The 9,059-nt window shown below is 34.0% G+C and carries 7 protein-coding genes and 1 pseudogene; 6 read left to right on the forward strand and 2 right to left on the reverse strand.

Annotated elements, in window-relative coordinates:
- Positions 1-304: 304 nt before the first annotated feature.
- Positions 305-994 (forward strand): MBL fold metallo-hydrolase, encoded by a 690-nt coding sequence (locus tag J7J00_RS27695; protein ID WP_214796405.1) that lies wholly within the window; start codon positions 305-307, stop codon positions 992-994.
- Positions 995-1,753: 759 nt separating this feature from the next.
- On the opposite strand, the gene J7J00_RS27700 is transcribed toward J7J00_RS27695, so the two are convergent.
- Entirely contained in the window at positions 1,754-1,951 is a 198-nt protein-coding gene (locus J7J00_RS27700) for an HlyC/CorC family transporter associated domain-containing protein (RefSeq protein ID WP_309487264.1), read from the reverse strand.
- 504 nt (positions 1,952-2,455) lie between these two features.
- Between J7J00_RS27700 and J7J00_RS27710 the strand changes: the two genes are divergently transcribed.
- From J7J00_RS27710 to J7J00_RS27730, 5 genes are all read left to right on the forward strand, one after another.
- On the forward strand, positions 2,456-2,803 hold the full coding sequence (locus J7J00_RS27710; RefSeq protein ID WP_214796407.1) for a hypothetical protein: 348 nt from the start codon (positions 2,456-2,458) through the stop codon (positions 2,801-2,803).
- Between the two features lie 577 nt (positions 2,804-3,380).
- Entirely contained in the window at positions 3,381-4,520 is a 1,140-nt protein-coding gene (spoIIP, locus tag J7J00_RS27715) for a stage II sporulation protein P (protein ID WP_286201621.1), read from the forward strand.
- Positions 4,513-4,680 (forward strand): hypothetical protein, encoded by a 168-nt coding sequence (locus J7J00_RS27720; protein WP_214796409.1) that lies wholly within the window; start codon positions 4,513-4,515, stop codon positions 4,678-4,680. The genes spoIIP and J7J00_RS27720 overlap by 8 nt, the downstream gene beginning before the upstream one ends.
- 588 nt (positions 4,681-5,268) lie before the next feature.
- The gene (locus J7J00_RS27725; RefSeq protein WP_286201622.1) at positions 5,269-6,531 is read left to right on the forward strand and encodes a D-alanyl-D-alanine carboxypeptidase family protein; all 1,263 of its coding nucleotides are present in this window, start codon (positions 5,269-5,271) and stop codon (positions 6,529-6,531) included.
- A 252-nt stretch (positions 6,532-6,783) separates the two neighbouring features.
- Positions 6,784-7,086 carry an AbrB/MazE/SpoVT family DNA-binding domain-containing protein gene (locus J7J00_RS27730; RefSeq protein ID WP_214796411.1) on the forward strand — a complete coding sequence of 101 codons (303 nt, stop codon included), beginning with the start codon at positions 6,784-6,786 and terminating at the stop codon, positions 7,084-7,086.
- A 101-nt stretch (positions 7,087-7,187) separates the two neighbouring features.
- Here the strand turns inward: J7J00_RS27730 and J7J00_RS27735 are convergent.
- Positions 7,188-8,781, reverse strand: a pseudogene (locus tag J7J00_RS27735) (multicopper oxidase family protein).
- Positions 8,782-9,059 lie beyond the last annotated feature (278 nt).

A 9,059-nucleotide genomic window follows, 5' to 3' on the forward strand; every position in this document is an offset into this window, starting at 1 on the left:
CCTCCTCCTACTCGATTTTTTTGCAACTATCGGGGTAGGATAGTTAAATACAAATAAAGTTATTTAAGAATGTCAATTCTCTTATTCAATAATCGGTCCAGATTATTGGATAAGAGCAGGAACTTTTGGGAAGGAAGCCGAAGTTAATATCATGCTTGTGTTATTCAATAAACTTGCAGTTTAGTGTGTTAATGAATAAGTGATACTACTTAATAATAGTATTTCACGTACAAAATTAGCATTATTCTTTCAACCTTCTTGTGTAACCAAACCCCTAAATCTAATTATAAAGGAGCCCAAAGTTATGGAAATTTCTAAGGGAGTAGAGATGCTCCATCTTGAATTTCATGGGAATATTATTCATCCAACGCTTTTATGGGATCAAGAAATGGCTGTTTTAATAGACACTGGATTCCCTGGACAAATTAAAGATTTACGCGTGGCAATGGATAAGGTAGGAGTGTCGTTCGACAAACTAAAAGTTGTGATTTTGACGCATCAGGATATAGATCATATAGGTAGTCTTCCTGAGATATTACAGGAGTGTGAAAGTAATATTAAAGTATATGCTCACGATCTGGATAAGCCTTATATTCAAGGGGATTTACCTTCTTTGAAAGACGGTCAGGATTTACCTCTTTTGAAAGACGGGCACCTAGAGAACCCCCCGAAGGGTAAAGTAGACGATACCTTGAAAGACGGTCAAGAATTGCCGTATTGCGGCGGCATTCGTGTCATCCATACTCCAGGGCATACTCCTGGCCATATTAGCCTATATTTAAAACAAAGTAAAACACTCGTTGCCGGGGATTCGATGTACAGTGTAAACGGAATAATTGGGGGAATTCATGCCCCAACCGCACTGGATATAAAGGTGGCTCAACTCTCTTTGAAGAAATACATAGACATCGACATTGAATCAGTGGTTTGTTACCACGGAGGATTAAGTAAAGGAAATATTAATGATCAGATTCAAAAATTAATTTCATATTAAATTTCTAGAACCTTCTTCAACTATCGGGCGCTTTTAATGGAGTAACGAAAAAAGCCCAATTTCTCAATTTTAATGCTGAGAAATTGGGCTTTTTAATATCGAAATTTCCTTAACGTTGTATCAGCATTTTCCTGACGCTACCCCTTATAGAACTATCGGGGCAGGATAGTTGAAGTAGAAAAGTAACAAACTAACAGGTATATAAATTTCCTTAAAAGGAGTAAGAAAACATTACGTTTATGAAAATAGTGGCTATTGGTATTCTATTGGTTGTAACTGGTTGTAGCATTTTAGGGTGGTTAATTAAAGAGTCTTATAAAAATTATAAAAATGAAAGTACAAAAACTAAAATTTCTATTTCTTATGGGTAGTGTTCAGTAGTATCCGTAAAATATTTGGGCGTATTAAAAATTACACTGATATATATAGCTTGTACGAATTTCACCCGTGCTTTATTGGGTGAATTTCATTTGTAGAATAGATGTTTAGACTTTTTGTCGTAAACTTTATGGAAAAAATGGATGAAATAAGTAGCTTAGAATCCTCAATAATTCATAGTCGGTGAATCATATTTAGAGGAGAAAAAATATGACACACTTCTGGATCATCACCTTAAACTAGACGCCTTTTTATAGTATTAAAGCCTGAATTAATAGGGGAAGAAGTTATCCAATCTCATTATTTAAACTTTATGTTGAATAAGAAAGGGTACTTCAAAACACAGGAAGTCCCCTTAATCTTTCGCATATAGAATTTTTTTTATCTTATAAGATTTTCAGCTTTATTTACTTCTAAATATCGAATTTGGTGTCCGTCTTTTTTATGAACTTTAAATATATATCCTTCGTGTTCTATTTCTGTTGTTCCAGTCTCTGCATTGAAGTTTTGAGTTAAAAACCATTCACCTATTGTGTCAATGTCATCTCTAAAAAGATTCGTGCCTAATAAGAAGTTCACATCTTCAATACTGGATTACATACCTCTAAAATACGATATGGTTTTTTAAAGCTATATACTCCTTTTTCCTGTAATTTTGCAGGAAGGTTAAGTTTCCACAAAACCCCAATTTTTACTTCCTTTAATTTTGCTCCACTACTGCAACTCCATCATCGACGGAATTATCTGTTTCGACTATATAATGAAACATATTTTTCACTCCATAATTAAAGTTTAATATTGTGGTAATCATTATTAGATTACTAAGGTCCAGTACACTTTATTTGCTTTCTTGTATTATTCCTATTCCGATTGTTGAAATCTTCACTCAATAAGATCTATCAGTTTTAGCTAGGGTAAAGGGACTTAATCTGCTCACCTCTATATTTACTCAGTCAATTTTTTAAATAGCGTAAGATAAGAAACTCCATAGAATCTGCATATTTATCAATAAAGACATTTAATTGTGTAAGTACCCATAAAATGATAAAAAAATAAAATTGAACAGGAAAGGAAGATCTTTTAGTGAAAAAGAGGGTGAAAATCAGTCCTATATTTTTTCTTTTAATGGTATTGGTACCTACTTTATATCTAGAATCGTCTTATTTGGAGTCTTTGTATAACACAGAACCCCTTATAATTGGACAAGAAAGTGAAAATGAAAGTGAACCAGCTATGGCTGAATCTAAAGAACAAAAGAAAGAATCATTATCCTTTGAATTAGATGAAAGGCTTATTAATAAAGAAGTTATAGATGGTTATCTTGTAGATACTTATCGTGAATATGAACTCTACAAAGATCAGAGTGGAAAGGTTTTAAAAGTTATTCCAACATCAAACTACAATTATATTCGTTATAAAATATACAATTAGTTTTGCTGTAATGGTTCGATAAATGACCTTAGAGTTGTCATCTGCATGTCCCTTATTGAGTGAATAATAATGAAATATAAACTTTTTGGTTTTTGAATGAAGCATTCTAAGGAAATAGGAGGAGAAGGGGAACTTGAATCTGAATTAAGGGTTTATTTTTGGTACTCAATTAAATAATTTCAAATAATGTTACCATTACCTTCGATTATTCTTCTTTTTATGTTTGTAACTGAAGACATAATTCTTATTGGTTCCTTTGCAATTTTAATTACTATCTTTACATAATTCATAAACAAAACAGAAATTATGTATTTGATGGCCTTTATTTCAGAATCTTGCTAAATATCCTGAGCTTAATAGATTTAATGCGATTCCACCTTATTAATGTTCCCATCTTGTTCCCTTTAATTTATATTCTCATGTATCTCACCCCAAAAACCTAACATTATGTTCAGCAGATTCATTGTGAGAGATTAAAGGTGAGGCTGATAAAGCTAACTTATTGGCAGATCCATTGAATAAAATAAAAGATTCTAGATTACCCATTTATATTTAATTGGGGAAAAGGAGTGATTATATGAACAATAGAAAAAGATATATAACTACTCCCATCAGGTACATGGCAATGGTACTTGTTGGAATGATACTAACTTTTTCATTAGTAGCTTTTCTCGTCACATCCCCTTTAAATTTCACTTCCAGAACTGTAAATGGCATAATTAGCAACTCTTCTATTAATCAAGTATTAATTTTGGCATTAAACAGTGAGAATCATTACTTTTATCAAAAGCAAAGTATGAATTCACCATCCCTTTTTAAACTATCTTTTGAATCAATGACCAATTTTAAAATAAATGACACTCGTACTTTGCTTGGCCGGGAATTACCAGGCTTATCGATCTATAACACGGAAATCGCTGTGGCGGGGAAAGGAACCAATATAACAAATTTGCCAGTTGAATCAGGGCCTCCATTAGATATTTACCTTAAAGATAGAGAAATTGCCGAAGAGAATTTAAAAGAACCAGAAGAGGATGGAAAACATGAAGATGCGATAAACCCAAAGGAAAAAGCTGTCTATATTTATCATTCACATAGTTGGGAGGCTTTTCTCCCCTTTATAAAAGGGGCAACAACACCAAATGAAGCTGTGAGTTCCGATCAAAGGGCCAATGTCATTGCTGTAGGCGATTTATTAAGCCATGAATTAATCAACAAAGGGATAGGGGTAGAGCACAATACAGAAAACATGGCAGCAAATTTAAAAAATAAAAAATTGGACTACAGAAGCTCCTACAATTTATCTCGCAAAGACGTTCAGGAAGCAATGGGATCTAACGATAAATTAAAAATACTGATTGATATCCATAGAGATTCACAACGTAAAGCAGTAACTACAACTACTATTCAAGGTAAAGAGTATGCAAGGCTGTTTTTCATTGTTGGAAAAGAGCATAAAAATTTCGAGAAAAATTTAGAATACGCAAAAGAAATCAATAAAAAATTTGAGGAGAAATATCCTGGACTAAGTCGTGGTGTTTTCATAAAAGGGAAAGACGAGGGTAATGGGATATACAACCAAGATATTTCCGATAAATCCTTATTGGTTGAATTTGGTGGAGTTGATAACAATTTAACTGAACTTTCCAATACCATAAAAGCATTCGCAGAGGTTTTTAGTGATAACTATTGGGATGCGGAGGAAGTGAATGGATAAGATAGTGAAACGTTCCCATATTATTTTGATGTTAACATTTTCCAGTACGTTATGGATGTATAATTTTTTCGGTTTATCTAGCTTTGTCATAGCCTGTTTTGGTACGGGCATGACCATAGCGATAGTAAATTTAGTTTCGGAGGAGATATCACGAAAATAAAAAAACTTTATCGCTTATGGAGGTAGTGAAAAGGGCTAGTTTTATTAGCAACTTCAAAAAGCAGAGAAAAATTTTCGGAATTATTCCCTTATATTCTAGAATATTTCTTTACTCAAATAACCATGTAGTTTGGGGCTTGCTCAAATAATGACGAAGAGAAGAACGGAAAGGGCGAGAAAATGGAAGATATGGATCATGAAAATATGGATGAAGTTAAATAAACTAGTAACGAAACACTTGAGGGTTGAAGGTAATTAGGTAGTTTAATTCCCAGAACTATAAAAGCTTGAAGAGACAGTCAATTTTATTAGACTTATCTTCAAGCTTTTTTTTGTTCCATTTGGAGAAATACTAAAAAAACATAGTGTGAATGGATTTCACATCTATATATTCATGGATAAATATTATGTCTCCATACAATTGGTGTTTATATGGCAATTCAGCAAGGAAATTCTTTTATTTATATTACAATACATAAATTATTGTTAATGCTATATTACAAAAGTTAATTCTCCGCAATTTCTTCATATTTTTGCTTTAACATAAACGGTGATTTAGCTTGCTGAATAAATAAGGAGTAGAAATTTTATGATTATAAAGGACGCAATAAGAGAAGTATGTATACATTCTGATAAGAAAACAGTGCTGGTCATTGCCAATAGATTACGTGGAGTTATGAAGAAAATATTGTTTTTCTGTTTGATTACCATAACAATGAATACCCCTTTTTATTCTAAGGTGCTAGCAGCGGATTCCAAAAATTCACCTCATGTTAATAGTGAAGCGGTAATTTTAATGGAAGAAAAAACGGGACGAGTCCTTTATGAAAAGAATGCGGACTTGAACATGTACCCGGCAAGCCTAACAAAGGTGGCAACGGCCATCTATGCAATAGAAAAGGGGAATCTAGACGATATCGTCTCGGTTAGTAAAAATGCTAGGTATGTGGATGGAACAAGGGTTTATTTAGAAGAAAATGAAAAGGTGCCATTGAAAAAACTGGTACAGGGTTTACTTATTAACTCTGGAAATGATGCAGGTGTGGCCATTGCAGAGCACCTGGATAGTTCAGAAAAGGCATTTTCAGCAAAATTGAACAAATATATGCGGGGAATTGGACTGCAAGATACTAACTTTGAAAATCCACATGGTTTATTTAATCCCAAACATACAACTACTGCACGTGATTTAGCAAAGGTTACACAATATGCCATGAAAAATGAAGAATTTCGTGAAATCTTTGGAACGAAAGAGCTGAAGTGGAAAGGAGAGGCTTGGGAAACCACTCTTTTTAACCACCATAAATTAATGAGAGAACGACCATATGAAGGGGTAACAGGAGGTAAGACTGGCTACGTCGACCAGTCTGGCCAAACTTTAATTACCACAGCTACGAGAGAAGGGATGTCGGTAATTGCTGTAATATTGAAAGGGCAGACTCAAGCTGTGTCCTATAAAGATACAATCGAGCTTTTAAACTATGCCTTTAAAGATTTTAAAGTTATAGATATCCCTAAGGGAAAAGAATTTAAGACTAATAATAATACGTTCGTTACTGAGGCTAATAAATCCTTTCCTATATCAAAAAATGAAAAAGTCAGAGAAGACATAACGGATGCGGGGGTTCTTGAAATCAGGAATCAAAACCAGGCTCTTATTGCTTCCTTTCAGTTAAATAAAGCAAAAAAGCCTGAAACGATTGAAGGCAGGCAAAAAGAAAAACAAGATGAAGGTTTAAACCCAAAAAAATATTCTTATTATCATATTGTTTCTTTACTTTTAGGTATTTCTATACTTTGCTTCTTCTTCAGATTTAGAAGAAACAAAAGGCGTTTCAAAAAATACCGTTAGAATGTTTTTCCCTTTGGTTCCTCCAATGAATTCTTTGTAACGAATAAAGAAAGGTTCAGATCAGATGAAAATTGTTTATTTATACTAATTTAACAATCTCCACAATTTCTCCACATTTTTTTTTATAATAACTCGATAAAGGTCAGAGAGGTTATTCAATCAACAGGTTCTTACAGCCCTCGTGGGGGTTCTTTCGCTGATTTGAAGTTAACACCTTGAAAATTTTCTCATTTCAATTAAGGACTGATAGTGTTGAGTAATAATGTTATAATCAAGGAATTTTTAAAAATTAATTTGAACGGACAACTATATATTCCAAAAGCCATTCGTAATTTCCTGCCTTTCAAGGAAGGTGAAATGGTTTCAGTTTATCAACAAGGTAGCGATATAATTATTGAAAAGAGTCTGGAAGATAATATTTATAATAAGTGTGTCTTTCACTATGGTGGAATTACCATTCCTGCTGAAATCAGAAAACTACAGAAGCTAGACCACAAAAGCTTACTTGCGATGGAATTTTCATTTGATGGAGAAAAGCTAATACTACGAAAATGAGTACGTTATCGTTCTCACTATCTTCTAATAAAGTGTAAGACACCAAAAATGCGATCAAATTGGAGATCGCATTTTTGGTAAGGACATTAAATATACCCAGATTATTCTGGCTTGTTATTAGCAGCTGGATCTGGTGTGAAGTCAGGTTCAAAACCTTTATATTTAACCATATTCATCATACCGGCGGAGGCATGGTGTAAATCATGACAGTGGAACATCCAATTACCAGGATTGTCTGCTTTAAAGGCAACCGCATATTCATCACCAGGTTTTAAATTAACCGTGTCTTTATAGATGGGAGAACCTTCAACGGGCTTCCCATTTTTACTTAAAATTTGGAAGAAGTGACCATGCAAATGCATTGGGTGATCATCAGATTCTGAATTATTAACCAATTTCACTTTGACGAGATCATCCTCACTTACCTCCAAGTTTTCTGTATCAGGAAACGTCTTTCCATTGATTGTATAGGCCATTTCATTAACTTTCATTTGCGTATTCAAATCCATCGTATATTCTACATCATATTTTTGGTCCAAAGTAAATTCAGTTTCAGTACTTTCTCCATAGGTAGTGAAATTGAAGACAGGAAGTTCTTCTTTTTCATTAGGCTTATCGTTAGATACGTTGCTTCCGTCGTATTGAATGACCGTTTTCATGCCGGCCGTGCCTTCCATATCTCCATGACACTCTAGATACCATTGACCCGGATTGTCAGCTACAAACTCAATGTCATAACGTTCTCCTGGTTCAATAGGGAGTAATTGATCCTTTATTTCTTGAGGTTCATTTAACTCTTGCCCATCTATGGCAACCACTTTGAAGTTATGTCCATGTAAATGGATTTTATGAGACATATATCCGATATTTGCTAATCGTAATCGGACTTTCTCACCCTCTATTACGGTAAGAGGCTCAACATCCTTTCCGCTTTTTCCATTGATGGTGAAGATGTCATAATTGCTCATATCGTGTGCGATCATATTTTTGGCATCTTCAGATCCTTCAGCCTGGTCCTTATCTGATTCGGAATCGCTTTCTTCCATACCGCTCATGTTTGAATGATCCATGCGCTCCATATCGTCCATGCCTTCCATATCCATTCCCTCTTCTGGTTTACTCATCCACTCATCCATCATAAGGGAGTAATCACGATCATAAGAGACTTCTTTTGGTTCAATAATTAATGATCCGTACAGTCCTTTATCCAATTGATTTACGCCATCCTGGTGAGTGTGATACATATAGGTACCTGGTACTGAGGCATTAAATTTATATGTGAAAGACTCACCAGGCTGAACAGCATTCTGGGTTACTCCTGGAATACCATCCATTTTTTTTAGGAAGAGGAATTCCGTGCCAATGGATGCTGACAGGGTCAGGAAGCTCATTTTTCAAATTTATTTTTAGGTCTTCTCCCTCTTTAACCCGAATTTGGGAACCAGGAACTGAACCATTAAATGTCCAAGCCGTAACATTTACTTTTTCATTTAATTGGTGATTTGCTTCTTTTGCGACGATGTTGAAAGTTTTACCGGTTAAAATCTCTGTATTTGATGTTGTAGGAAGATTTTTATCCACTGTTTGTTCCTTGTTTGTATCTTTCTCTTCCATACTGCCCATATTTCCAGCTGATGAGCATGCGGTTAAAAGTAATATAACAAAAGTAAGAAATCCAATAATTTTTGGTTTCATACTGCATATCTCCTCCATTCATTTTCGTTTTTAATTTTATAATAAAAACTTGCAGAAATTATGAATTTAGTTTGTAGGATTTAAGGATTTTCAAATTGTTTTAGGAAAAACAAATATTAAATGGTAATACTATAAGATTCCTTTTGGTAAAGTTGATAAGGAAACTGACACTTTTTATCCCTTATAGCTATACTCTTTCCTTAGGCGAAGATTTAAAGGTAACTGCATACACTAACTGTAAAACAATTGGGGAATAATGGATTTGAGTCAATATTTTG

This window comes from Bacillus sp. ISL-4 (genome assembly GCF_018613275.1).
Taxonomy (GTDB): Bacteria; Bacillota; Bacilli; order Bacillales; family DSM-1321; genus Peribacillus; species Peribacillus simplex_E.

Bases quoted from the DNA above. Each gene is read 5' to 3' on its own strand.
- J7J00_RS27695 (WP_214796405.1), top strand. From the start codon at position 305: ATGGAAATTTCTAAGGGAGTAGAGATGCTCCATCTTGAATTTCATGGG.
- spoIIP (WP_286201621.1), top strand. From the start codon at position 3,381: ATGAACAATAGAAAAAGATATATAACTACTCCCATCAGGTACATGGCA.
- J7J00_RS27720 (WP_214796409.1), top strand. From the start codon at position 4,513: ATGGATAAGATAGTGAAACGTTCCCATATTATTTTGATGTTAACATTT.
- J7J00_RS27725 (WP_286201622.1), top strand. From the start codon at position 5,269: ATGATTATAAAGGACGCAATAAGAGAAGTATGTATACATTCTGATAAG.